The sequence below is a fragment of the Yoonia sp. JB2-21 genome, from assembly GCF_055693545.1.
In genome coordinates this window covers 3,230,224-3,253,029 of record NZ_JBVFUC010000001.1, presented here as the reverse complement: position 1 = coordinate 3,253,029, position 22,806 = coordinate 3,230,224, and the positions used below count along the sequence as shown (strand labels likewise).

Genomic DNA, 22,806 nt, shown 5'->3' with positions numbered 1-22,806 from the left:
CTACCCCAAAATGTAGTACGACCCCATAGATAAGGGGCGACTTGGCAAAGGAGCGGTACGATGGCGAACGGGCATTTTCCTGTGCGACGCATCATGATGACCGGGGTGGCGTTGGCGACACTCGCGGCTTGTGACGATTTTGATTTTGATATGCGCGATGTGGGCAATGGGTTCGATACCACCTCTGCCGTACAGTCCCTGCCGGGCCGACCACGACCCGACGACCGCGGAGTGATCTCGTACCCGAATTATCAAGTTGTCGTTGCACGGCGCGATGACACGATCCGCGGCATTGCAATCCGGCTTGGCCTCGATGCCAATACATTGGCCGAGTACAACGGCATCGAACCTGACCAGATCCTGCGCCGGGACGAAATCATCGCATTGCCGACCCGCGTGACAGAGCCATCCCCCGCGACCGGCGCCGTCGCAACAGGGCCGATCCAGCCGTTTGACGTCTCTGCCGTCGCCACGACAGCGCTTGACCGTGCGGACGCAAACGGGACGCCGGTCACAGCCACACCGCTTGAACCAACAGCAGCGGCACCTGTCGCCGCGCCGTCGCCTGCACCGGCAGTGCAAGGCAACGAGCCGATCCGCCACCAGGTCAAGCGCGGTGAAACGGCCTTCTCCATCTCACGGCTTTATAATGTACCGGTCCCAGACATCGCCGAATGGAACGGTCTGGACGCCGCCTTCACAATCCGTGAAGGACAGTTCCTGCTGATCCCGCAGGGTGGTGGTACGGCACCAACAGCAGTATCCGCCCCCGCTCCTGCGCCTGTCACAGCACCCGGTGACGGCACAGCGACACCTGTGCCCCCAAGCGCGGCACTGCCGTTGCCCGCAGAAACACCCGCGGCCCCTCTTCCGGCTGCGGCCGCACCTGAAGCACCCGATCTGGGAACGCCAACCACAGCCCAACCCGCCAGCTCCAATGCACGTTTCTTGATGCCGATCCAAGGCGCAATCATCCGGGCCTATACCCCTGGGCAAAACGAAGGTATCGACATCGGTGCCGCAGCAGGATCAGACGTGCAAGCCGCCGGGTCCGGCACAGTGGCAGCGGTCACGACAGACACCAGCGGTGGCGCAATTGTTGTGCTCAAGCACAGCGATGGATTGCTCACTGTCTATACTCAGATGGACGCGCTGACGGTTGAAAAGAACGACAGCGTATCGCGCGGTCAGGTCATTGGTAAGGTACGGGCGGCTGACCCAAGCTTCCTGCACTTTGAAGTACGACGCGGACTGCAAAGCCTTGATCCAACTGATTATCTGCCGTGACAGCTGAGCGCGTAAGGTGGATCATGATCCACCTTACCCCAGGCGCACACCCCGCCTGCCAGCCAAATCTGTAAAATACTGCCAAGCCACCCGGCCTGACCTGCTGCCACGCGTGGCTTGCCATTCAATCGCCTCGGCGCGCAAAGTGGTATCATCAATCGCAACGTCATAGGCGTCACAATACCCCCGGATCATCGCCAGATACGCGTCCTGATCACACGGATGGAACCCCAGCCATAGACCAAACCGATCTGACAAAGACACTTTCTCTTCTACGGCCTCGGACGGTGAAATAGCGGTCGAGCGCTCATTCTCGATCATATCGCGCGGCATGAGATGGCGACGGTTCGAGGTCGCATAAAGAACCACGTTTTCTGGTCGCCCTTCAATGCCGCCATCCAAAACCGCCTTGAGCGACTTATAGTGCGCATCATCGTGACCAAACGACAAGTCGTCACAAAACAGAATGAACCGCTCAGGTGCGCCGCGCAGCAGGTTAAGGCAACGGCCGATTGACGGCAAATCTTCGCGTTGTACTTCAACAATCTTGAGGCTGGCATGATCAACATTCACTGCGCCGTGTACTGCTTTGACAAGGCTCGACTTTCCCATACCACGCGCACCCCACAAAAGTGCGTTATTGGCGGGTAGCCCAGCTGCGAACTGCGCCGTGTTCGCCATCAACGTATCGCGGGAACGATCAACCCCGACGAGCAACTCAACACCCACCCGGTTGACACGGGGCACCGGCTCAAGTCGATCAGGGTTGGGGTGCCAAACAAATGCAGATGCCGCAGCAAAATCAGGCGCAGCGCCAGGCTCTGGGCTCAGACGTTCCAGTGCCGCAGCAATGCGAAGCAGGGCCTTCTTGCTCACGCCTTTGGTTCCTCAACGGATGCGTCAGCGGCGGCGTCACTGTCACCCACATCATCTTCGTCTATGTCGAACAGGCTCTCACCTTCGCCAATCACACCCTCAGCACGGGCAGCACGGTCTTTTTTGCGTTCCACAGCCGCGACCAGATGGATCGATATTTCATACAGGCCATAGACCACGACAAACAGGATCAACTGGGTTGTGACATCCGGTGGCGTGACAAGGGCAGCAACAACCAAAATACCCACAACCGCATATTTCCGGGTCCCGCGTAGCCCGCGCGAACTGGCCAGCCCAGCCGAGCCCATAAGCGTAAGCAAAACCGGCAATTGAAAGCAAACACCGAAGGCCACGATCATCTTGAGTGTGATGTCGAGTGTCTCATTCACTTTGCCGTTGAAAACGATATCGACACCACTGTCGTTGGCGATATTGGCGGTTGCAGGCAAGCCCAAGCCACCGCCAGCACTGGGCAAAAGTTCGGTACCCGGTGGCGGCGTCACGGCCCCTGCCATGATGGCCGACACAAAAGACGGAAGATCCGCAAACCCCAAAAAGAACGCCATTGCCAAAGGTACGACGATGTAGTGCGCAAAAGACGCACCGATCACAAACAGAATCGGGGATGCGATAATGAACGGCAAGAAGGCGTTCTTTTCATTGCGATAAAGACCGGGCGCCACAAAGCGCCAAAGCTGATAGGCAATAACTGGGAAAGATAGCGTCAAGCCACCCACGACCGAGATCCGGATCAGGGTAAAGAAATATTCCTGCGGTGCGGTGTATTGCATCACCGGGTTCGGATTGCCCAGGTCACGCATGGTTCTTTCGATTGGGCCAAGCAGGAAATCAAGCAGCATGCCACCAAAGGAAAAACAAATGATCATGCCGACAAGAAACGCCATGACCGAATAGATCAACCGCGAGCGCAGCTCTGCAAGGTGTTCCAGCAGCGGGGCGGCGCTGTCGTCGATATCGTCTTGGGTGCTCATGACTTACCCTCAGGTGCGGGTTTGTCCGGGGTCGCATCCGCGGCGGCGGCCTCTGCTTCGCGGGCCTTGCGTGCGACCGCGGCATCGCCCATCGCCTTACTCATCTTTTCCTTGGCCGCCTGACGTTCCGCTGACAATTCTGTGGTTGCGGGCCCTTTTGTCATGCCCGTCGCCTCTTTGATCTTGTCTGCGCCGAATTTCTTGGGATTGGCCGCCGCATTCAGCGTTTTCTGGACGTCTTTCATACCGGACTGATCCGCGGCTTGGTTCATAGCATTTGAAAATTCTCGCGCCATCATCCGTGCCTTACCAGTGAACTGCCCCATCGTGCGGAACAATCCCGGCAAATCCTTCGGGCCGATCACAATCAGCGCCACGACGCCGACAACCAGCATTTCGCTCCAACCAAGGCCAAACATCAGGCGCGGTCCTTTTTGTCAGGCAAAGCGATCAGACTTTGTCTTTTTCTTCTTCAGGGGTCACGTCTTTGGCTTCGGCCATGCTGTCTTCGATTTCCTGCTTGCCATCATCGACACCCTTTTTGAACGCGGTGATGCCTTTGCCGACTTCACCCATCAGACTGGAAATCTTGCCGCGGCCAAATAAAACCAGAACCACAACAGCGATCAGTAGAAGGCCGGGAAGGCCGATATTATTAAGCATGTCTTTCTCCTTTTGTGGGCCCGGGCCGCACATCGGTTAATCTCTCTGCTGTCACAAATAGGGGCGGAACAGCGCTAAGGGAAGCGTGAACTGGCCAAATTCCATGTCTTAAGCCCCTTTTTCACAAGGGTTTTTCATAGCTCGTGACAAAAACTTGTCAGTTGTCAAAAAAATGACAAAACTATCCCGAATCGAAGGGAAACCCATGCGCCGCGCAGATCGTCTTATGCAACTTGTTCAAATCCTGCGGGATGGAACCCTCCACCGGGCCGGCGATCTGGCGGAAGCAACCCATGTCTCCTTGCGCACAATCTACCGTGATATGGAAACACTCGCCGCATCTGGCGTCCCGATCGAGGGGGCCCGTGGCATTGGTTACCGCGTCACGGCTGCCATCACCCTCCCACCGCTAAACTTGACAATGACCGAGATGGAGGCGCTGCACATCGGGTTAAGCGCAGTGAGCCACAGTGACGATGCAGAACTGTCAACGGCTGCCCGCACACTGTCAGCGAAGATCGACGCTGTCATGCCAGAAGACCGCAGCCGCGCACCGCGTGGCTATGGGTTTGCGATCTATCCCTTTGCAGATGCCGCACGCGGTTTCCAACATTTGCCCATGCTGCGCCAAGCCGTCCGCACGCGTCAAAAGCTTGAACTGATAATGAATAAAGAAACGCGCACCGTGCGCCCGCTCCAGCTTGATTACTGGGGCCGTCTTTGGACCTGCGTGGTGTGGTGTGAAACCAACAATCGTTTCGACGAAATCAGGGTCGATCAGATCAACAGCCAACGCATCCTGCCAAGCCTGTTTGTTGATGAGCCGGGCAAGGCCTTAGCCGACTACAACCGCCTACATGCCTAGAGCCAGTCTTCAACGTCGATCTGCGGTCGAAAATAGGCCATCATTCGCTTGTCAGCGGAGATGCCTTCTGCCCAGGGTGCAACACCATGCAAAATGTGGTGATCCAATAAAATGACTTGTCCGGGCTGGGCCAAAATCTCGATCCGTGGACATGTCTCAAACACAGTGCGACGAGCCGCTTGATAGACATCCGTGACATCCAAATCGCCAAAGCGATTGGGTGTTATGCCGGCAAAGGCTGCCTGAAACGCACGACGCATCATCAAATGGCTGCCGCGCCAAACCACCAGCGGGCTTGCTGTCGTGCTGTCCAACGGCAGCCCAAGAATAAACCTGTGCGGTTCCCGCAAATGTCGCCGCCGCCTTGGACCCACAGGCAAAAGACCATCGACATGCGCAGCGTCCCGATCCCGGCGAAACCGATGCGCGGCATCGCTTTCACCGGGGTCTTGCCTTGGGTAACAGGGAAAAACGACGGACAGCTGTGCCCGGTGCCAGTCTACAGGCGGCGTAACGTGGTTTTGCCAAGCACCCACGAGTGGCACACCTTCAATACTCCCATCAGGGGCATTTGGAAGTGCGTCAACACCCACAAACCAGGTCTGTCCATGACGACGTTCACCACCTTGAGCAAGCACTTGTCGTCCAACACCCGCTGCGGCAACAGCCCAACGCGACACTGCGTCATCATAAGGAAAGACGACGTAGCCATCGCGCTCAAGTGCGCGCGCTACCACCCAGCCGCCTTGCGCAGCATATTCAGCGCGACAAGGATCAAGAACGCACCAAATACACGCTTGAGCGGTTTAGGATCCATCCGATGGGCTAAGGCGGCCCCAAGGGGTGCTGTTATCAGCGTCATCGCAATGATCAGGCCAAATGCGAGGAGGTTCACGGCACCCAACGTAAATGGCGGTGCCGCCTCGACATTCACAAAAAGGAACCCGATCACGGATGGCACTGCGATAATCACACCAAAGCCTGCGGCTGTCGCCACGGCACGATGAATGGGGACATTGCAAAGCGTCATGATCGGCACGCCGAACGACCCCCCGCCAATGCCCATCAAGACTGATAGAAAACCAACCGGCGGCGACAAGATTGCCCGCATCAGCCCGCGTGGCATGTCTTGGGCGACCCGCCAGTGATCGCGGCCAAAGGCCATATAAAGACCGATCGTCACCCCCAGAATGCCAAAGATCGCTTGCAGCACACCTGATCGCAGTGACGACGCGACCAACACACCAACGCCCGCGCCGACAACGATGCCAAGCGCCCAGCCTTTCAGGATCGGCCATTCAACCGCGCCCTTCTTGTGATGCGCCGCGACCGACCGCAAAGACGTCACGATGATAGTCGCGAGTGACGTCGCAAGACACACTTGCATCAATTGCGGACTGTCATAGCCCAAAGCGCTGAAAACATAAAAGAACCCAGGCACAAGAACGATACCGCCGCCCACGCCCAAAAGCCCGGCAAGCACCCCCGCAAAGGCACCCAGCGCCAGCAGAACAGCCGCCATTGTTGCGAATTGCATCAAGTCTTCCATGATACTGCCCCTTAGGCCGCCAGCCGCGTCACATGTTCAAGGGCCGCACTGACCACCGCAGGACCCGCGCCATCTGCGTGGACATTTTCTGACAGATGCCGCCGCCAGCCCCGCGCGCCCGGGCGCCCCTGAAACATCCCCAACATATGCCGCGTCACTTGCCCCAAACGCCCACCCTGCGCAAGATGATCCGCGATGTAAGGCAACATCAAGGCTACGACCTCTTCTGCCGTGCGGCCCATCGGGTCGTCGAAGATCCGCGCATCTGCATCCAGTAGAATATCAGCCGGTGTGTGATAGGCGGCGCGTCCGATCATGACGCCGTCCAATCCGCGATCCAGAAAATCCTTGGCCGCATCCAACGTCACAATACCGCCATTGACAGACAAATGAAGATAGGGAAATAACCCCTTCATCTGCATCACTAAATCATAATCTAAGGGTGGAATGTCGCGGTTTTCTTTCGGGCTTAGCCCCTGTAACCACGCCTTGCGTGCATGGATTGCAAACCGATCAACACCCGCAGCCGAAACCTGCGCCAGAAAATCCGGCAGCACTTGACTTGCATCCTGATCATCAACACCAATCCGGCACTTCACGGTCACCGGCACACTGACCGCATCAATCATCGCGGCAACACACGCCGCCACCACATCCGGGCTCTCCATCAAGACAGCGCCAAAACTCCCTGACTGCACCCTATCAGAAGGGCAGCCACAATTAAGGTTGATTTCCGCATAGCCGAACCCTTCAGCAATGCGTGCGGCCTCGGCTAACTGCTGCGGTTCAGAACCGCCCAATTGCAGCGCGACAGGCTGTTCAGCGTCATCAAACCCAAGCAAACGATCCCGATCGCCGTGGATAACGGCCGGGGCAGTCACCATTTCGGTGTAAAGCAAGACATGACGTGACATCAGCCGATGCAGATACCGGCAATGCCTGTCCGTCCAATCCATCATCGGGGCGACGGACAAACGGGCTGCTGCGATGGCTGCGTTGTTGGGCATTCCTAATCCTCCTATGACCCAAGAACCGGTCGCCGGGGCCATGCGGCACACATACGGCACACGCGTCGGGCCAGTCCAGCCCCGAGGGGAAAGACAGGCAAACACCGGTGTTTTGGGTCGGCAATGGTCCGGGGCGCCCTTTCTCTATCGCTGAAAGTAATGGAGCAATATGGTAATACTCGCCCGCATCATCGCTGACTGGGCTGGGGAAACCCACCGCACTGCCGCAGACCTGCGGTTGAAAAAGCTGCGGGATAACAGTCTGATCTGGCAGTCCAAGGGCGGCATAAACACCAAGCGGCGTGCTGTTGCTGATACCAAAATTGGCTATGACGTCTGCCTAGGTTACGCGATAGTGCCCCACGCAGCGACCAAAGCTTGGCACCGATTACCGCAGATCCGCGATGACGACACCGTCCCGCGGAAGTTGGCCGGGTGCGACCAACTGTATCTTGCCATTCAGCTTGAGGACTTCACCGATTGTGGTCTCAAAAAGCCCCGCATCCGTGGCCTGCGTTTCAAGCTTTACGGTCATCTCGTCGCGTTGGCCATCATGTGACACCTCTACGCGTGCACGCGCGATTTCAGGGTGGCGCGCAACCAACCGGGCGACTTGTTCAGGCCTGACAAACATTCCCTTGATCTTGGTGGCCTGATCCGCACGCCCTTTCCAGCCCACAAGGCGCATGTTTGTGCGCCCGCACGCCGACTGACCCGGCGCCATTGCAGACAGATCACCGGTCGCAAAACGTACCAGCGGGTAATCCTGATTAAGCGGTGTGACAACAACTTCGCCAATTTCACCCGGCATCACAGGATCTCCGGTTCCGGGTGTCACAATTTCAACCAAAGCCCCCTCGTCAACGATCATTGGGGCGTCGGCAATGCTCTCATAAGCGATATTGCCAACGTCGGCGGTGCCATAGCACTGCAAACAGGCGATGCCGCGATCTGCATAGGCCTGCCGCACCGGCGGAAACAAGGGGCCACCCGACACCAGCGCTTTCGTGATACCCGAAAGGTCGATGCCCATCTCATCCGCCTTCGCGAGAATGGCGCCAAGATAGTCGGGTGTACCGGCGTAAGCGGTAACACCAAGGTCACGTGCAGCGCTGGCTTGGAGTTCTGTTTGTCCCGGACCGGCTGCGAAAACCTGCGCGCCGACCGCAATTGCAGCGCTCTCGAACATCGCACCTGCTGGGGTGAAATGGTAAGAGAATGTATTTTGCACAACATCCCCTGCCCCAATGCCAGCAGCACGCAACGCGCTGGAGAAACGCCACCAATCCGCGCCGGCACCACCGGGTTCATAGATCGGCCCCGGCGACTGGAACAAGCGGGTAATGCCTTTGGTTGGCACCCCACCAAAGGGCGGACTTGCGGACTGTGCTTTGCTCAGCTCGGACTTTCGTAGAACGGGCAGCTTTGACAGGTCGCTCAGCGCCGTCATGTCTTCTGCGACATCTAAGGCCAGTTGCGTCTTCAGCAGGGCCAACTGATCTGCTTCGCGCGCATCCGCTGAGCGCGTCTCGCGCGGATCCAGCATATTCATGCCAGCCACCTCTTGCGACGTCGGTAACTCCGCACATCGCGAAAGGACTTTCGACCTTCGTCCGACATGCCAAGATAGAACTCTTTCACATCAGGGTTGTCGCGCAGTTCCGCCGCCGGGCCTTCCATCACCACGCGTCCGCTTTCAAGGATATAGCCGTGATGGGCAAATCGCAGCGCGACATTGGTATTCTGCTCGGCCAACAGGAAGGACACACCCTCTTGTTCGTTGAGGTTCTTTACAATCGTGAAAATCTCTTCGACCAGTTGCGGGGCCAGCCCCATGGATGGCTCATCAAGCAAGATTGTTTCTGGGCGCGACATGAGTGCGCGTCCAATGGCACACATTTGTTGTTCACCGCCAGAGGTATAGCCGGCCTGACTTTTGCGCCGTTCCTTCAGTCGTGGAAAATAGTTGTAGACCAGTTCCAGATCATCGCTGACCTTCGTACTTCCATCACGGCGCGTATAGGCACCTGTCATCAGGTTTTCTTCGATGGTGAGATGTTCAAAACAATGGCGGCCCTCCATCACCTGAATGACGCCGCGCTTGACCAGGTCAGAAGGAGAACTGTCCTGCACCCGGTCACCCCGATAGGTGATTGTCCCTTTGGTGACCTCGCCACGCTCTGAATGCAGCAAGTTTGAAATCGCTTTGAGCGTCGTCGTCTTTCCCGCGCCATTGCCACCCAGCAGGGCCGTAATGCCACCTTTGGGCACAGTGAGGGAAACGCCCTTCAACACAAGGATCACGTGGTTGTAGATCACCTCAATGTTGTTAACGTCCAGCAGGGTTTCGGCCTTCGTATCATCCAGCATGGCGCGTTGATCCATATTCATGTTGATGGGGGTGGGTGGCCCATCAAGGGCCACCCAGTCTGCATTTAGAGGCAGCCAGCCTCGATACCATTCTCAGCTGCAAAGGCCGCAGAGTCTTCGGCAATCAGCGGATCAATAACGCTATCGTCAGGCGCGATATAGTCCGTCAGGGCAACCCACTGGGCGTCGGCCGCGTTCCATTGCTGAACAATGCCAAGACCAGAACCACCGTGGTTCTCGCATGAAACGCTGAACTCTGGCCCAATCTGGGACATACCAAGCTCAGCCATTCGCGCCTCAGTGATTTCCAGCGACGCCATACCGTCACGCACCATCGCAGGTGTCACATCAGCGACGCCGTGGATTTCCTGCGCATTGGCGATTGCTTCAGCAGCCAGCATCGCAGCATACATGCCACGCGTATAAAGTACGGAACCGATGTTAGACCCGTCACCGGCAGCATTGCCTGCGTCGTGAACCAGCGTCTTAATTTCATCAAACACAGGAAGGCTTGCATCGACGCGGTTCATGTTCAGCGACTTGTAGCCGTCTGCACCGGCACCCGCTGGGGTCACGTCATGCTCGGCTCCGGCCCACCAGTTGCCGATGAAGTTTTCCATCGGGAAACCAATGTTTGCGGCTTCCTGAACAGCAACCTGGTTCATCACACCCCAGCCCCACATCAGGACATAGTCAGGACGTTCGCGGCGGATTTGCAGCCACTGCGATTTCTGCTCCTGTCCGGGGTGGTCAACAGCCAGTTGGGTGAGCTCGAACCCGTGCATGGCAGAAAGTTCTTCCAGCGTACGGATCGGCTCCTTACCGTAGGCCGAGTTGTGATAGACCAACGCGACTTTCTTGCCTGCAAGATCCCCACCGTTTTCATCCAGCAGGTAGTTCACCATGACAGATGCCGCATCCCAGTAGTTTGCAGGATAGTTGAAGACCCAGTTGAACACTTCACCATTTGCAGCCGACGTGCGGCCATAGCCCATGGTGTGGATCGGAATTTCATCGACTGTGGCCTTTGGAATGATCTGATAGGTGATGCCAGTGGACAGCGGTTGATAGATCAGCGCGCCCTCGCCCTTGGTGCTTTCATAGCATTCCACACCCTTTTCGGTGTTATAGCCAGTCTCGCATTCCACGATCCGCACCGCCTCGCCGCCGATGCCGCCATCGCGGGCGTTCAGCAGGTTGAAATAGTCCTGATAGCCATCCGAGAATGGCGTGCCACCAGCCGCGTAAGGTCCGGTGCGGTAAGACAGATCAGGGATAACAAGGTCTGCCATCACTGGGGCGGCGGCCATCGTGCCCGCCAAGGCCATTGCGGCCAGTCTCTTAAGTTTCATCGGTTTTTTCCTCCCATGGGTATGTCCGATCGTGAATTGGGTGTTTTCACCCGTTAATGAGGGAACGGCCAAAGCCGTAGTTTTTCCTTTGCCAGTCGCCAAAGTTGCGCCAGCCCATGTGGTTCTTTAATCAAAAAGAACATAATCAAAGCGCCGACGATCACCAGTTGGAAATGCGCAACCAGATCCGTAGGCCAACCCATCACATCAACGCCCAGCCATTTGAGCGCGACAGGAAGCAGCACAAGAAACGCCGCTCCGGCGAAGCTGCCAAAAATTGATCCAAGACCGCCAATAATAATCATAAAGAGGACAAGGAACGATTTTTGGATACCAAAGGCTTCGCCGACTTCGACCGCACCCAGATAGACGGCGAAGAACAAAGCCCCCGCGATGCCGATAAAGAATGAGCTGACCGCAAAGGCGGTAAGTTTTGCTTTCAACGGGTTCACACCAATAATTTCAGCGGCGATATCCATGTCCCGGATGGCCATCCAGGACCGACCTATCGTACCGCGCGTCAGGTTGCGCGCGATCAGGGCGCAGACTGTCACAAAGAACAGGCAGATCAGGTATTGCGCCCAGGCCGGTGTGCTGGGGCCAGTCACAGCCACACCTGCAACCAGACGCTCGGGCGCATTGATCTGACCTGAGGCCGAGTAGTTGTAAAACCAGCTCACCTTGTTGAAGAGCCAGACAAGAAAGAACTGCGCCGCGAGCGTTGCCACCGCCAGATAAAACCCCTTGATCCGCAAGCTAGGCAGGCCAAAGGCCGCCCCAACAGCCGCCGTGATGCCGCCTGCCAGCACGATATGGATCATAATATTCACATCGGGAAAGGACGTCATCAGCTTGTAGCAGGCATAGGCCCCCACAGCCATGAAACCGCCGGTACCCAACGAAACTTGTCCACAATAGCCGGTCAGAATATTCAGCCCGATTGCCGCAATCGCATAGATCAGGAAGGGCACCAGCAACGAGCTGGCCCAATAGTCATTGATCACGAAGGGGATCACCAACCAAGCCACGGCCATCGTGACCCAGAACCCGATACGGTCCAGCTTCAGCGGAAAGGTTTGGTTGTCCGCAACATAAGACGTTTTGAAATCGCCGGCCTCACGATAAAGCATCAGGTCACCTCCTGTGGTGTCTGCGTAAGATCCAAACGCCAGTCACGATTAAGAAAAAGGATCATAGTCGTATCAAACCCGCTCAATGATCCGCTCCCCAAATAGGCCCTGTGGGCGGAAGACAAGGAACAAAAGCGCAAGCACATAGGCGAACCAGTTCTCCGTAGCGCCACCCAGATAGGGTGCGCCGATAAGGTATTCGAACAACTTCTCACCCACCCCAATGATCAGCCCGCCGACGATTGCGCCGGGTATCGAGGTAAAGCCGCCAAGCATCAGCACCGGCAATGCCTTAAGCGCAATCAGCGAGAGTGAGAATTGCACGCCGGATTTGGCACCCCACATGATACCCGCGACAAGGGCCACGAGCCCCGCCAGCGACCAAACCAGAACCCAAATGAAATTCAGGGAAATTCCAACAGACAATGCAGCTTGGTGATCATCGGCAACTGCGCGCATCGCGCGGCCTTGCTTGGTGTATTGGCTAAATCCAATCAGCCCGATCACAAGGATAATCGCAACGACGGTCGCCGCCATATCCAGCTCGTCAATAAAGAAGCCATAAAAGTCGTCACCGCCAAGGCCTGCAGTGGCTTCCTCCACCCACAGCGATCCACCTTGTGGCAGCCCGACTGCAAGCGTCTTGATATCCGACCCCCACATCAAATCGCCCACACCCTCAAGGAAATAGGCAAGCCCGATAGTGGCCATGAACAGGATGATAGGTTCCTGTCCGACCAGATGCCGGAACACAAACCGCTGCACGCCCCATGCAAAGATCACCATGACGATCAAGGTCAGAATGATGGCGGCCAGCACCGGGACGTTCCAACCAAAATAGTGGATATCGGTACCAAAGATGGCGTTGATCAGATGTCCAAAAGGTACTTGCCCGGACATGATACCCGCGAGCGTCAGCGCAGAGAAAAGCGCCATGACACCTTGCGCGTAGTTGAAAATTCCAGAGGCTTTGTAGATCAGCACAAAGCCCAGCGCCACAAGTGCATAAAGGACCCCGGCCATCAGGCCGTTGATGACAACTTCGATGCCATAGAGGAAATCAGCGGACATTAGGCGTTCCTCCGAAAGTATAAGATATCAATCATGAGCCACCCCCAGATACGCGTCGATCACTTCTTGATTGTTGCGCACCTCGTCCGGGGTGCCGTCGCCAATCTTGCGGCCATAGTCCATCACGACAACACGGTCGGACAGGTCCATGACCACGCCCATGTCGTGTTCGATCAGGGCAATCGTGGTGCCAAATTCGTCGTTCACGTCCAGAATAAAGCGGCTCATGTCCTCTTTTTCCTCGACGTTCATGCCCGCCATCGGTTCGTCGAGCAGCAACAGATTAGGTTCCGCAGCAAGCGCACGCGCAAGCTCGACCCGCTTTTTCAGGCCATAAGGCAAACGGCCGACGGGTGTTTTGCGGATCGCCTGAATTTCAAGAAAGTCGATAATCCGCTCAACGGCCTCGCGGTTCTCATTTTCTTCTCGCTGTGCCTTTCCGGCCCAAATCGCCTGCGCCAGCATATTGCTTTTGATATGCCCCATGCGGCCCGTCATAATATTGTCGAGTACCGACATACCCTCAAACAAAGCAATATTCTGGAAGGTGCGCGCGACCCCTTGGCGGGCGACCTGAAAAGGCTTCATCGGCGGGCGCTTATGACCCCGAAAATAGACCTCGCCTTCCTGCGGTTTGTAAAACCCTGAAATCACATTCAGCATTGATGATTTACCAGCGCCATTCGGCCCGATAATTGCGCGAATTTCACCTTCGCGGATGTCGAAACTGATGTTCTTGATCGCCTCGACACCGCCAAAACGCAGCGTGATACCGCGTAGATCCATCATCACGCCACCGATCGTGCGTCCATCTTCGGTCACGTAGGGCGCTGCTGCATCCTTCATCATGCTGCTACCTTCACTTTAGGCTGCGCAACCGTTGCATCCCGAATATCCAGCGTCGCCTTAATCTTGCCCTTGCGCCCGTCCTCATAGGTGACTTCGGTTTCAGTATAAATGCTGTCTGATCCGTCATAGAGCGCATCAATCAGATCGCTGAATTTCTCGGCGATGACAGCGCGGCGTACTTTGCGCGTGCGTGTCATTTCGCCATCATCCGCATCCAACTCTTTGTGCAACACAAGGAACCGGTGGATCTGACATGCCGCCAGCATTTCATCCTGCGCGACGCTTTCGTTTACTGCGTTGATGTGCTCCAGCACGGTATCAAGCACTTGCGGATGCTGCGACAATTCCTGATAGCTGGAGTATGCTATGTTGTTGCGCTCTGCCCAGTTGCCGACAGCCGTGAGATCAATGTTGATAAAGGCCATGCAACGGTCTCGCCCGGCACCAAAGACAACCGCCTCCAGTATATTTGGATAGAACTTCAGCTTGTTTTCTATGTATTTGGGCGCAAAAAGGCTGCCGTCAGCCATCTTTGATACGTCCTTGATCCGGTCGATGATCCGCAGATGACCGGACGTTTCTTCGATGAACCCGGCATCACCCGTCGCGACCCAGCCTTCGGGATCTTTGGTCGATGCTGTGCTTTCAGGATTGCCATAATATTCGACGAATGTCCCCGGCGAACGGTAGAACACTTCGCCACTGTCGGCGATCTTAAGCTCGACGCCCGGCGACGGCACACCAACGGTGTCGGAGCGCACTTCGCCATCAGGTTGCTGAGTGATAAAGACCGTTGCCTCCGTCTGACCGTAGAGTTGTTTGAGGTTGATACCGAGACTGCGATAAAAGTCGAAAAGTTCCGGCCCAATCGCCTCGCCTGCGGTATAGCCGACGCGCACCCGGCTCATGCCCAGCCGGTTTTTTAGCGGCCCATAGACAAAATACTTGCCCAGCGTGTGAATGATCCGGTCTTTCAAGCCAACGCTTTTGCCATCCAAAAGCTTTGGACCAACCGTCTTGGCGTGATCCATGAAGAAAGAGAACATCCGTTGCTTAAAGCGACTGGCGTCCTCCATGCGGATCATGACCTGCGTGAGATGTCCTTCGAAAATCGCCGGCGGCGCAAAGAAATAGGTTGGTCCAATTTCGCGCAAGTCGGCGTTCATGGTCTCGGCGCTCTCAGGGCAATTGACGCAGAACGCAGACCAATAGGCCTGCCCAACCGAGAAAATGAAATCACCAACCCAAGCCATCGGCAAATAGGCCAAGGTTTCTTCGCCCGCGCCAAGATGATCAAAATCAGATGAATTCTTAGAGGTTTCTATGACATTTCGGTTTGACAGAACGACACCCTTAGGGCGCCCCGTCGTGCCAGACGTATAGAGCATCACGCAGGTGTCGTCATAGCCCAACGCATCGCGCCGCGCGTTCAACTCCTTTGACAAGCGTTCCTTCGCGGCCCGGCCTTCGTTTTGGATGTCGGCGAAAGACGTAATCTCACTATGGTCATATTTGCGCATGCCCCGCGTATCATAGTAGATCACATGCTTGATCCCATAAACGGTTTCCTGGGCTTCGATAATCTTGTCGACCTGTTCTTGATCACCGGCAATCGCAAAGCGCGCTTTGCAGTTTTCCAAAACGTAGGTCATCTCTTCAACCACGGCGTCTTGATAAAGCGGGACCGGAACGGCGCCGACAGACTGAACCGCGACCATAGACCAATAGAGGGCGGGGCGATTACGGCCGATGATGGCAACATGGTCACCAACATTCACGCCAAGATCCAGCAATCCCAATGCAAGCGCCTCAACTTCCTGAGCAGTTTCAGCCCAAGTCCAACTTTGCCATATCCCGAATTCTTTTTCCCGATAGGCTGGCTTGTCACCATACAAAGATGCATTCCGTGCCAGCAGGTGCGGCACAGCGTCCAGATGATCTGGCGATTTTTGAATTGTCATGCATCCTCCCAAACGCAATCGCGAACGGCCCCGAATATGTCCCCCGAGGGCCTGCAAAACTTTTTCTGACAGATAAGTTTTTCAGAAGTTTATCCGAAATGTTTCGAATTCTTGCAAGCCTCACGTGGACTTGTGGTGCAGCCCCGACCTGCTACAGATATCAGATGACACGTATGTCCGCGACCGATGAAACTCTGACGCAGGCTGGCTTGAACCTGATCAGCCAGGCCATTTCGATCTATGATCAAGACTTGCGTTTAGTGTTGGCAAACTTGCAATTCCAACGCATGTTTGATCTGCCAAAGGCCCTCGTAGAGCCGGGTGGTTCGTTTGAGGAAACCCTGCGCATTTTGGCCGAACGCGGCGACTATGGCGACCTGTCGGATGTCGACGGTTTTCTGGCCGAAAGAGTTGCCCAGGCTAAAGCCTTTGAGCCGCACTATTTTGAACGCACACGGGCAAATGGCACCACAATATCGGTAGAAGGCAGCCCGATTCAGGATGGCGGTTGGGTGGCTGTCTACTCTGACATTACCGAACTGAAGACCCAAGAGGCCCTGTTACGATCCCGCTCTGCAAATCTGTCCGAGGAACTCATTTCGCGTTCAGAAGAGCTGGCCCGCGCCAACCGCACACTGACGGCAACTGTGACAACTCTGGAAGAAACCAAACATCAGCTGTTGGCGTCCCGGGCGCGGCTGAACCTCACCAACTCGATGATTCCCGCGCACATCGCACGCGTGAACCGCGACGGGATATACACCTACACCAATCACAAACTGAATTCGATCGTGCCCGGCCGCTCCAACGATATTGTTGGCCTGCATATGGTGGATGCATTGGGGCAGGATGTCTTTGACAACATCGCCGATGCTTTTGCGGCCACGTTGGAAGGTGACGCACCCGTTGTCGAATTCGAACACAAGCAGGCCGGCCGTCACAACCGGGTCGCCTTTACGCCGGACATAGACGACAGTGGTCAAGTCGTGGGCGCATACCTTTTGTCTGCCAATGTGACAGAGCAGGTCCGCGCGCGCCAGGCTTTAGCACATACAAAGCGGCGCGAATTAGCGGCGCAGCTGACCAGCGGGCTGGCCCATGACTTTGGCAACCTGCTAACGATTATTTTGGGCGAACAAGACCGGTTGTCGCGGATGGATGGGCTACCGCCGGAAGCACACCAGTTTCTCGATACGATCAAATCTGCGGCCAGACGTGGCGGCGACCTGATTGCCGGGCTTGGCGAATTGGACGCACAACGGTCCATCAATATTCGCTTGACGGACTTTGCCGGCTTCGTGAAAAAAATGACCCTATTGGCCAAAGCGGCTGTGCCCGGCCGCATTGCATTTGTCGTCAAAAACAATGTGACAGCATCACATCTGATGATTGATGCGGGCTTTGCGCAAGATGCCTTGCTGAACCTGGTTCTGAACGCCATTGATGCGATTGAGGGCACAGGAACCGTAACCCTTGATATCTTTGTTGATGATGCAAACTTTCTGACTTTCCGGGTCGAGGACAGTGGCACCGGCTTCTCTCAGGATGCGCTCTCAAATGCACTGGCCCCGTTTTTCACATCAAAATCTGACAGAGCGGGCCGTGGCCTTGGGCTGTCGACAACTTTTGACTTTGCGCGCTCCAGTGGCGGTACCGTAAGACTGGCCAACCACACATCCGGGGGCGCGCAAGTATCTATCCTCGTGCCCTATTTGCCTGCCGAACCAGTGGAACCTGGTGTTGTTCTTTTGGTGGAAGACAATGTCGACATCAGACAAACGGTACGTGGCTATCTGCAACGTATGGGGCACGCTGTCGTGGAAACAGACAACGTTGACGAAGCGCAGACGCTGGCCGCCTTGGGCGACATTACTTTTGTCGTGACCGATCTGATGTTGAAGGATGGCCGAACCGGGTTTGAACTTGCAGAACACCTGCGCAACTCAGGTAGCAATCTGCCGGTTCTGATCATAACAGGGCGTCCGCCCGGGGATCCACACTGTAAATCGGCAGCCTGTTCATATCCGCTCTTGCACAAACCGTTTGAATTTGATGCCTTGGCCACCAAGATGAACGAGGCGACCATTCTATGAAACCTGCCCCATTGGTCACAGTTCTTGACGACACGCCCGAGATACGCAGCATACTGACGGATGCATTGGAACAGGCGGGGTTTCGCGTCCGATCCTTTGGACGCGCTGCTGAGTTTGAGCAGGCCTGCCGATCAATCTCTCCTGACGCTTGCATTATTGATCTGGGACTGCCTGATAGCGATGGGCTTGCGCTCGTACACCGTTTTGCCAGCCGGTCGGATGTACCGATCCTGATCATCTCTGGCCGTTCTCGGACACAGGACAAGATCGTCGGGCTCGAGCTTGGCGCAGACGACTACATCATCAAACCATTTGAGGTCGAAGAGGTCATTGCCAGATTGCGGGTGATCCTGCGCCGGACAAGTGCGGAAGCCGCTCCAAAACCCGCAAACACTGTGCGGTTTGGCGGTTGGACAGCTGACCTGAACCTGTTGCAGTTGACCAAAGATACAGGCGCTCTTCAAAATCTGACCTTTGCCGAAAATGAGATTTTAAAGATGTTCTTGGCCTCCCCCAACAGGCTGATTAAGCGCGAACAGATTCTCGACTATTTGGGCAGCAGCGCAGACGACGCTTTTGATCGGTCCATTGACGTCAAAGTATCACGCCTGCGGACCAAGCTGGGCGACGACGCACAAAATCCGCGCATAATCAAAACCGTTTACGGTGCCGGCTACATTTTCATTGCCGAAATAGATGACGGCTAAGCATTGGCATTCTGCAATGCCAACCGCGCGACCCCGACCGAAGCTTCGGTCTGCTCAGCGCCTTGCATCGGCACCCCAAGAACACGCGCCCTGATATCTGTCCAAACGGCATTCTGCGACCCGCCACCCGCCGTAAACAGCACCGAGGGCAAATCCCCCCGCGTGCTGCGATACTGTCATAGCACTGCTTTTCAATGCGGGCGATGCTTTCCAACAGCCCATGCAAAAAGACCACGTCATCACCTGGCCGTGGTGTCATTCTGGGGGGTAGTCGGGATCATTGACCGGAAAACGCTCCCCGGGTTGCAAAAGCGGATAATAGTCCAGCGCGCTTGGGATCGCTGGATCAATGTGGCGCGATAGCTGCGCCAAGGTGCCCGGATCAAAATGTGCCGCCAAAACACCCCCACCCGTATTTGATGCCCCGCCGGACAGCCAAAGATCGCTCAAACGATGCGAATAAAGTCCAACCGTTGGATCATCAACACGACGATCACTTAGCACCTTGATGGCAAGGGTCGTGCCCAGCGACGTCACAGCCGCGCCGGTTTGCAGCGGTGCCGCAGCCAAAAAGGCCGCGATACTATCCGTTGTTCCGCCATGAACCTGCGTCGTTGGCGACAGCCCAAGATCCTGCGCAACCACGTCCGAAATCATTCCGACGGGTGCGCCCGCCCGAACCGGCTGAGGCAATAGGTCAACCTTTAGACCCGTCGCCGCAAACCAATCGGGCCAGCTTTCCGTTTCCGGGTCGTATCCGGTTTTTAGGGCATTGTTGTCGTCAGACACACCGCCGCGCCCCAGCAGTTGTGCAAGAATAAAATCAGCTTGATGCAGCAAATGGACGGCACGCCCTTCGGTATCTTCTGACTGCAGTCGCAGGGCCCGCGCCAAGGCGGAATTCGCGCCCTTGGTGATGTGGACCTCTGGCGCATGTCGCGCGATGATCGCGGCCTCTGCGTCAAACCCCGCCGAATTATACATCAAAGCGCGGGTCACCGGACGCAGCCAATCGTCCGTCAACACCATGGTGCCAGATGTACCATCAACGCCGATGCGCACAATATCCAAAGCAGCCAGACCCAGCGCATCCAGCGCCGCCACCTGTGCAGCGACACATGCCTTTACTGCCTGCCACCAGGCCATCGCATCAATTCTGTCAGTCCTATTGGGGCCGTGGGGCGCGCGCGCGGTTGATAGCACCGCGCCGTCTTCATCCAAAACAGCCGTGCGAATACCAGACGTGCCGATATCAATCCCCAGACTATAGCCTGTCATGAACGCGCGGCCAAAGCTTGGCGGTATTTCTCTGCATCCCAGTTCAACAATGATGCTTCCGCCGCCTCGCCGATCGGTTGCGCGGTCCAGTCATCTGGTAAGCGACCCAAGCAGTCTGACAAGCATCGGATCATGGCGCGTTGTGATGATGTCGCGCCGTCCTTCAGATAGACGCCCGCGCCGGGTATCAGCACCGCAGGGCGATCCGGATCTGTATGATCCGCCGTCAAAGCAGGCCCGAGGAAAACCACATGATCGGGATAATAAGAACCTGTCAGCGCCAACTCGGTCACGCGGGCATCAAACGCCATCCAGCTTTCAGCGACGCGCTCATACCCCGCCGGACATGGACCATCCGGCGGTGCCGGACGCGGCTTTTCTGCTATGGCAAGGCGGCGCTCGACCTCCGCCATCATCTGCGCCGTTTCCGCGACGCTCTGGCCACAACATATCAAGCCGTGGTTCTCCAAAACAACAACCTGAGTGTCATATGAGACACGCGCAAGGATCTCCCGCGTCAAAGGTAACCCGGGCTTTGCATAAGGGACAAAGACAGCCGGCAATCCTGCAAGCTTCTCTGCCGCCACCTTGCGCCCCTCGGGGCTGACAGCATGCACAAGTGTCGCAATCGAATGCGTGTGCGCGACAACGGGCCAATCAAGTGCTGCGTGAAATGTTGTCTCGATAGAGGGGCGCAAGGTATTCGCCGGATCAAGTACGGCCGTCTTGCAACTGCCGTCCCCTGCCCCAAATGCCTCTTCCTTGGCGGCGTTGCGGTCGACGGCCACAAAAATCGGATCGGTTTTGGCATTGGCAAGTTCCGTGCCAGAGGCCTTAATCCACATAATGTCACCCGCCTTAATGGACGTGTTTCCACCGGGTCCCTGAACGCGCAGCGGATCCTGGCCAAGTTCAGCAGAGAATGCGCGAAAATCCGTGGTCAGCAATTCATCCATCGTTCTTACCTCAATTCCCAAAGCAAATAGTCAGGGGCGTTCACGTCGACCGCTTGCGCCAATCGTGCGACATCATCCAGCAACGCATCAGCGCGAAGGTCCGGCGCATGCACACCACCGCAAATCAAAAGGCTGGCCCATCCGGCGTTTTGTGCGCCAGAAATATCATGGTGCAGGCTATCCCCCACCATCAGGACTTTCTCAGGCGGACAATCAAACGCGGCCTCGATCGCCTTGAAAACCGGCCGATGCGGTTTGCCATAAAAATGCACCGTGCCGCCCATCTCGTGATACCGATGCGCCAGCGCACCGGGCGACATCACGTATGTGCCGCCACCCCGGGGCGACGTCAGATCAGGGTTGGAACAATAAAGCGGCAAACCCCGCTTCAAACCCGCAGTCAGGTCAGCGTCATAGCCGTCAGGACCGGTGCCATCTGGCAACCCCATAAGCAAAATCGCATCGGCCAATGCTGATGTCTGCGCCAAAGTGATATCAAGCCCCTCTGCCCAAACGGCGGCATCCCCTGCCTGCCCTTCGATTGGATAAAGCGTCTGCGCAAGCGGGTCCTCTGCGGCAAAGGTCTGCCACAGCGCCTCTCCGGACGTCATCACGCAATCAAACTTTGCCGCATCAAATCCCATCTTGGCTATCCGGGCGGCATTTGTTGCAGCCCGCTTGCCTGAATTGGACAGCACACCCACCTTCACGTCAGCACCATGCAGGGCCGCAACGGCAGCTTGTGCATGTGCATAAGGGTTTCTGCCATCATGCAGCACCCCCCATTGGTCCAAAACGATTGCATCAAACTGATCCGCAATCGCGGCGATGCTGTCGATCGCTTGGGTCACGGGTCAGGCGTTGGTGGCACAAGTGCAGCGATATATGCGTCCGCCTCTTCCTGCGATAGCGCTGGTGCGGCCTTGTCCACCGCACCGGCAGGCATGTCACCAAAATAGAACTGATAACCGGGGATCACCTGACGACGTTTGCGCAATGGCATCCCCTCATAGGGGAACACGTCAGAGCGTTCGTTGGCGACTTTGTCGTGACAGGCCAAGATATAGTCCGCACGCTTGTCCAACTCCTCAACCGATTTCCAGCCTTCAAAGCTATTCACGAAACGTGCAGGCACCCAATAGCGCCACTTTTCATCCGGGTTCGGTTCCATGTTGCGTTCTTGGAAAATGGCGTCGCCCGCAACGACAATATCACCCGCCGATGTGGACACCGAAACGGCCATGTGCCCGACCGAGTGGCCGGGTGTGTGGAACATCGTGATGCCCGGCAGCACCTCACACTCGTCCTCAACCGCCTCAAACACGCAACCCGCATAGGCAGGCTCAATATCCAGAATGCCGCATTCGTAGGTGCGATAATACAAAGGCAACGGGTTGTAGGCCATTTCGATCTCGGCCTTGGGCGCGATGTACCGCGCATTCTTGAACTGCTTCATGTTCTGCACGTGATCCCAGTGCAGATGGGTAAAGACGATCGCGTCAATCTCATCGGGATGCACGCCAAGCTTTTGTTCCAGATGCTCATGCACCTGCAAGCAACCACGTTTGTCACATTTGTGGTGGTACTTGGTGGCGCGCTCTTCATCGCACAGGCCTGTATCAATCAGTATCTTGTGGGTGCCGGTGTCTACGTAGTGGCAATAGACCGGGTTCCAGATCTTCTTGCCCGCAGGCCCCTTCCAGAAAATATAGGTGCCAAGGTCGGCTTCGAGCCAGCCAGTATTAATCGGGTAAATTTTGGTCTCTGCGACGCCCATAGTATCCTCCGGTCATGAGTCGC

General features: G+C 56.3%; 22 protein-coding genes. 4 read left to right on the top strand and 18 right to left on the bottom strand.

The window, feature by feature from the left end:
• The first annotated feature begins 60 nt into the window (after positions 1 to 60).
• A complete protein-coding gene (locus ACZ1G5_RS16400) occupies positions 61 to 1,287 on the top strand; it encodes a peptidoglycan DD-metalloendopeptidase family protein (RefSeq protein WP_472733861.1) in 1,227 nt (408 codons plus the stop codon).
• Positions 1,288 to 1,320: 33 nt separating this feature from the next.
• On the opposite strand, the gene ACZ1G5_RS16395 is transcribed toward ACZ1G5_RS16400, so the two are convergent.
• The 4 genes from ACZ1G5_RS16395 to ACZ1G5_RS16380 are packed head-to-tail and all read right to left on the bottom strand — an operon-like array spanning position 1,321 to position 3,818.
• Positions 1,321 to 2,163 (bottom strand): ATP-binding protein, encoded by an 843-nt coding sequence (locus tag ACZ1G5_RS16395; protein WP_472733860.1) that lies wholly within the window; start codon positions 2,161 to 2,163, stop codon positions 1,321 to 1,323.
• Positions 2,160 to 3,155 carry a twin-arginine translocase subunit TatC gene (gene tatC / locus ACZ1G5_RS16390; protein WP_472733859.1) on the bottom strand — a complete coding sequence of 332 codons (996 nt, stop codon included), beginning with the start codon at positions 3,153 to 3,155 and terminating at the stop codon, positions 2,160 to 2,162. The genes ACZ1G5_RS16395 and tatC overlap by 4 nt, the downstream gene beginning before the upstream one ends.
• On the bottom strand, positions 3,152 to 3,574 hold the full coding sequence (gene tatB / locus ACZ1G5_RS16385) for a Sec-independent protein translocase protein TatB (RefSeq protein WP_472733858.1): 423 nt from the start codon (positions 3,572 to 3,574) through the stop codon (positions 3,152 to 3,154). The genes tatC and tatB overlap by 4 nt, the downstream gene beginning before the upstream one ends.
• 31 nt (positions 3,575 to 3,605) lie before the next feature.
• Positions 3,606 to 3,818, bottom strand: coding sequence for a twin-arginine translocase TatA/TatE family subunit (locus ACZ1G5_RS16380; protein ID WP_100366394.1), 213 nt, complete (start codon positions 3,816 to 3,818; stop codon positions 3,606 to 3,608).
• Between the two features lie 205 nt (positions 3,819 to 4,023).
• Between ACZ1G5_RS16380 and ACZ1G5_RS16375 the strand changes: the two genes are divergently transcribed.
• The gene (locus tag ACZ1G5_RS16375) at positions 4,024 to 4,683 is read left to right on the top strand and encodes a helix-turn-helix transcriptional regulator (protein ID WP_472733857.1); all 660 of its coding nucleotides are present in this window, start codon (positions 4,024 to 4,026) and stop codon (positions 4,681 to 4,683) included.
• On the opposite strand, the gene ACZ1G5_RS16370 is transcribed toward ACZ1G5_RS16375, so the two are convergent.
• From ACZ1G5_RS16370 to ACZ1G5_RS16325, 10 genes are all read right to left on the bottom strand, one after another.
• Positions 4,680 to 5,420: a hypothetical protein gene (locus ACZ1G5_RS16370; RefSeq protein WP_472733856.1), complete on the bottom strand. Its 741-nt coding sequence runs from the start codon at positions 5,418 to 5,420 to the stop codon at positions 4,680 to 4,682. The two genes, ACZ1G5_RS16375 and ACZ1G5_RS16370, sit on opposite strands and share 4 nt — an antisense overlap.
• The gene (locus tag ACZ1G5_RS16365) at positions 5,414 to 6,232 is read right to left on the bottom strand and encodes a sulfite exporter TauE/SafE family protein (RefSeq protein ID WP_472733855.1); all 819 of its coding nucleotides are present in this window, start codon (positions 6,230 to 6,232) and stop codon (positions 5,414 to 5,416) included. Before ACZ1G5_RS16365 ends, ACZ1G5_RS16370 begins: the two co-directional genes overlap by 7 nt.
• Positions 6,233 to 6,243: 11 nt before the next feature.
• On the bottom strand, positions 6,244 to 7,239 hold the full coding sequence (gene dusA, locus ACZ1G5_RS16360) for a tRNA dihydrouridine(20/20a) synthase DusA (RefSeq protein ID WP_472733854.1): 996 nt from the start codon (positions 7,237 to 7,239) through the stop codon (positions 6,244 to 6,246).
• 388 nt (positions 7,240 to 7,627) lie between these two features.
• The gene (locus tag ACZ1G5_RS16355; protein ID WP_472733853.1) at positions 7,628 to 8,791 is read right to left on the bottom strand and encodes a phenylacetate--CoA ligase family protein; all 1,164 of its coding nucleotides are present in this window, start codon (positions 8,789 to 8,791) and stop codon (positions 7,628 to 7,630) included.
• Complete coding sequence (locus ACZ1G5_RS16350; protein ID WP_472733852.1) at positions 8,788 to 9,609, bottom strand: ABC transporter ATP-binding protein; 822 nt, start codon at positions 9,607 to 9,609, stop codon at positions 8,788 to 8,790. The genes ACZ1G5_RS16355 and ACZ1G5_RS16350 overlap by 4 nt, the downstream gene beginning before the upstream one ends.
• 65 nt (positions 9,610 to 9,674) lie before the next feature.
• Positions 9,675 to 10,961, bottom strand: coding sequence for an ABC transporter substrate-binding protein (locus ACZ1G5_RS16345; RefSeq protein WP_472733851.1), 1,287 nt, complete (start codon positions 10,959 to 10,961; stop codon positions 9,675 to 9,677).
• Between the two features lie 53 nt (positions 10,962 to 11,014).
• Entirely contained in the window at positions 11,015 to 12,091 is a 1,077-nt protein-coding gene (locus ACZ1G5_RS16340) for a branched-chain amino acid ABC transporter permease (RefSeq protein ID WP_472733850.1), read from the bottom strand.
• Between the two features lie 72 nt (positions 12,092 to 12,163).
• Entirely contained in the window at positions 12,164 to 13,162 is a 999-nt protein-coding gene (locus ACZ1G5_RS16335; RefSeq protein WP_472733849.1) for a branched-chain amino acid ABC transporter permease, read from the bottom strand.
• A 27-nt stretch (positions 13,163 to 13,189) separates the two neighbouring features.
• The gene (locus ACZ1G5_RS16330) at positions 13,190 to 14,008 is read right to left on the bottom strand and encodes an ABC transporter ATP-binding protein (protein ID WP_472734362.1); all 819 of its coding nucleotides are present in this window, start codon (positions 14,006 to 14,008) and stop codon (positions 13,190 to 13,192) included.
• On the bottom strand, positions 14,008 to 15,972 hold the full coding sequence (locus tag ACZ1G5_RS16325; protein WP_472733848.1) for an AMP-binding protein: 1,965 nt from the start codon (positions 15,970 to 15,972) through the stop codon (positions 14,008 to 14,010). Before ACZ1G5_RS16325 ends, ACZ1G5_RS16330 begins: the two co-directional genes overlap by 1 nt.
• 164 nt (positions 15,973 to 16,136) lie before the next feature.
• Between ACZ1G5_RS16325 and ACZ1G5_RS16320 the strand changes: the two genes are divergently transcribed.
• Positions 16,137 to 18,065, top strand: coding sequence for a PAS-domain containing protein (locus ACZ1G5_RS16320; RefSeq protein WP_472733847.1), 1,929 nt, complete (start codon positions 16,137 to 16,139; stop codon positions 18,063 to 18,065).
• Positions 18,062 to 18,772 carry a response regulator transcription factor gene (locus tag ACZ1G5_RS16315; RefSeq protein ID WP_472733846.1) on the top strand — a complete coding sequence of 237 codons (711 nt, stop codon included), beginning with the start codon at positions 18,062 to 18,064 and terminating at the stop codon, positions 18,770 to 18,772. Before ACZ1G5_RS16320 ends, ACZ1G5_RS16315 begins: the two co-directional genes overlap by 4 nt.
• A gap of 255 nt (positions 18,773 to 19,027) precedes the next feature.
• Here ACZ1G5_RS16315 and ACZ1G5_RS16310 read toward each other — a convergent pair whose 3' ends face one another.
• From ACZ1G5_RS16310 to ACZ1G5_RS16295, 4 genes are read right to left on the bottom strand one after another with little or no spacing between them, the layout of a single operon-like run.
• The gene (locus ACZ1G5_RS16310; RefSeq protein ID WP_472733845.1) at positions 19,028 to 20,050 is read right to left on the bottom strand and encodes an FGGY-family carbohydrate kinase; all 1,023 of its coding nucleotides are present in this window, start codon (positions 20,048 to 20,050) and stop codon (positions 19,028 to 19,030) included.
• On the bottom strand, positions 20,047 to 21,006 hold the full coding sequence (locus ACZ1G5_RS16305; RefSeq protein WP_472733844.1) for a class II aldolase/adducin family protein: 960 nt from the start codon (positions 21,004 to 21,006) through the stop codon (positions 20,047 to 20,049). The genes ACZ1G5_RS16310 and ACZ1G5_RS16305 overlap by 4 nt, the downstream gene beginning before the upstream one ends.
• A gap of 5 nt (positions 21,007 to 21,011) precedes the next feature.
• Entirely contained in the window at positions 21,012 to 21,857 is an 846-nt protein-coding gene (locus ACZ1G5_RS16300) for a TIGR01459 family HAD-type hydrolase (RefSeq protein WP_472733843.1), read from the bottom strand.
• Positions 21,854 to 22,783 (bottom strand): N-acyl homoserine lactonase family protein, encoded by a 930-nt coding sequence (locus tag ACZ1G5_RS16295; RefSeq protein WP_472733842.1) that lies wholly within the window; start codon positions 22,781 to 22,783, stop codon positions 21,854 to 21,856. The genes ACZ1G5_RS16300 and ACZ1G5_RS16295 overlap by 4 nt, the downstream gene beginning before the upstream one ends.
• Positions 22,784 to 22,806 lie beyond the last annotated feature (23 nt).

Coding starts and splice junctions, on each gene's coding strand:
- ACZ1G5_RS16295 (WP_472733842.1), bottom strand. CDS start 22,783: ATGGGCGTCGCAGAGACCAAAATTTACCCGATTAATACTGGCTGGCTC.
- ACZ1G5_RS16355 (WP_472733853.1), bottom strand. CDS start 8,791: ATGAATATGCTGGATCCGCGCGAGACGCGCTCAGCGGATGCGCGCGAA.
- ACZ1G5_RS16340 (WP_472733850.1), bottom strand. CDS start 12,091: ATGCTTTATCGTGAGGCCGGCGATTTCAAAACGTCTTATGTTGCGGAC.
- ACZ1G5_RS16345 (WP_472733851.1), bottom strand. CDS start 10,961: ATGAAACTTAAGAGACTGGCCGCAATGGCCTTGGCGGGCACGATGGCC.
- ACZ1G5_RS16315 (WP_472733846.1), top strand. CDS start 18,062: ATGAAACCTGCCCCATTGGTCACAGTTCTTGACGACACGCCCGAGATA.
- ACZ1G5_RS16350 (WP_472733852.1), bottom strand. CDS start 9,609: ATGCTGGATGATACGAAGGCCGAAACCCTGCTGGACGTTAACAACATT.
- ACZ1G5_RS16375 (WP_472733857.1), top strand. CDS start 4,024: ATGCGCCGCGCAGATCGTCTTATGCAACTTGTTCAAATCCTGCGGGAT.
- tatB (WP_472733858.1), bottom strand. CDS start 3,574: ATGTTTGGCCTTGGTTGGAGCGAAATGCTGGTTGTCGGCGTCGTGGCG.
- dusA (WP_472733854.1), bottom strand. CDS start 7,239: ATGCCCAACAACGCAGCCATCGCAGCAGCCCGTTTGTCCGTCGCCCCG.
- ACZ1G5_RS16330 (WP_472734362.1), bottom strand. CDS start 14,008: ATGAAGGATGCAGCAGCGCCCTACGTGACCGAAGATGGACGCACGATC.
- ACZ1G5_RS16310 (WP_472733845.1), bottom strand. CDS start 20,050: ATGACAGGCTATAGTCTGGGGATTGATATCGGCACGTCTGGTATTCGC.
- ACZ1G5_RS16320 (WP_472733847.1), top strand. CDS start 16,137: ATGACACGTATGTCCGCGACCGATGAAACTCTGACGCAGGCTGGCTTG.
- ACZ1G5_RS16335 (WP_472733849.1), bottom strand. CDS start 13,162: ATGTCCGCTGATTTCCTCTATGGCATCGAAGTTGTCATCAACGGCCTG.
- ACZ1G5_RS16380 (WP_100366394.1), bottom strand. CDS start 3,818: ATGCTTAATAATATCGGCCTTCCCGGCCTTCTACTGATCGCTGTTGTG.
- ACZ1G5_RS16400 (WP_472733861.1), top strand. CDS start 61: ATGGCGAACGGGCATTTTCCTGTGCGACGCATCATGATGACCGGGGTG.
- ACZ1G5_RS16325 (WP_472733848.1), bottom strand. CDS start 15,972: ATGACAATTCAAAAATCGCCAGATCATCTGGACGCTGTGCCGCACCTG.
- ACZ1G5_RS16365 (WP_472733855.1), bottom strand. CDS start 6,232: ATGGAAGACTTGATGCAATTCGCAACAATGGCGGCTGTTCTGCTGGCG.
- tatC (WP_472733859.1), bottom strand. CDS start 3,155: ATGAGCACCCAAGACGATATCGACGACAGCGCCGCCCCGCTGCTGGAA.
- ACZ1G5_RS16305 (WP_472733844.1), bottom strand. CDS start 21,006: ATGGATGAATTGCTGACCACGGATTTTCGCGCATTCTCTGCTGAACTT.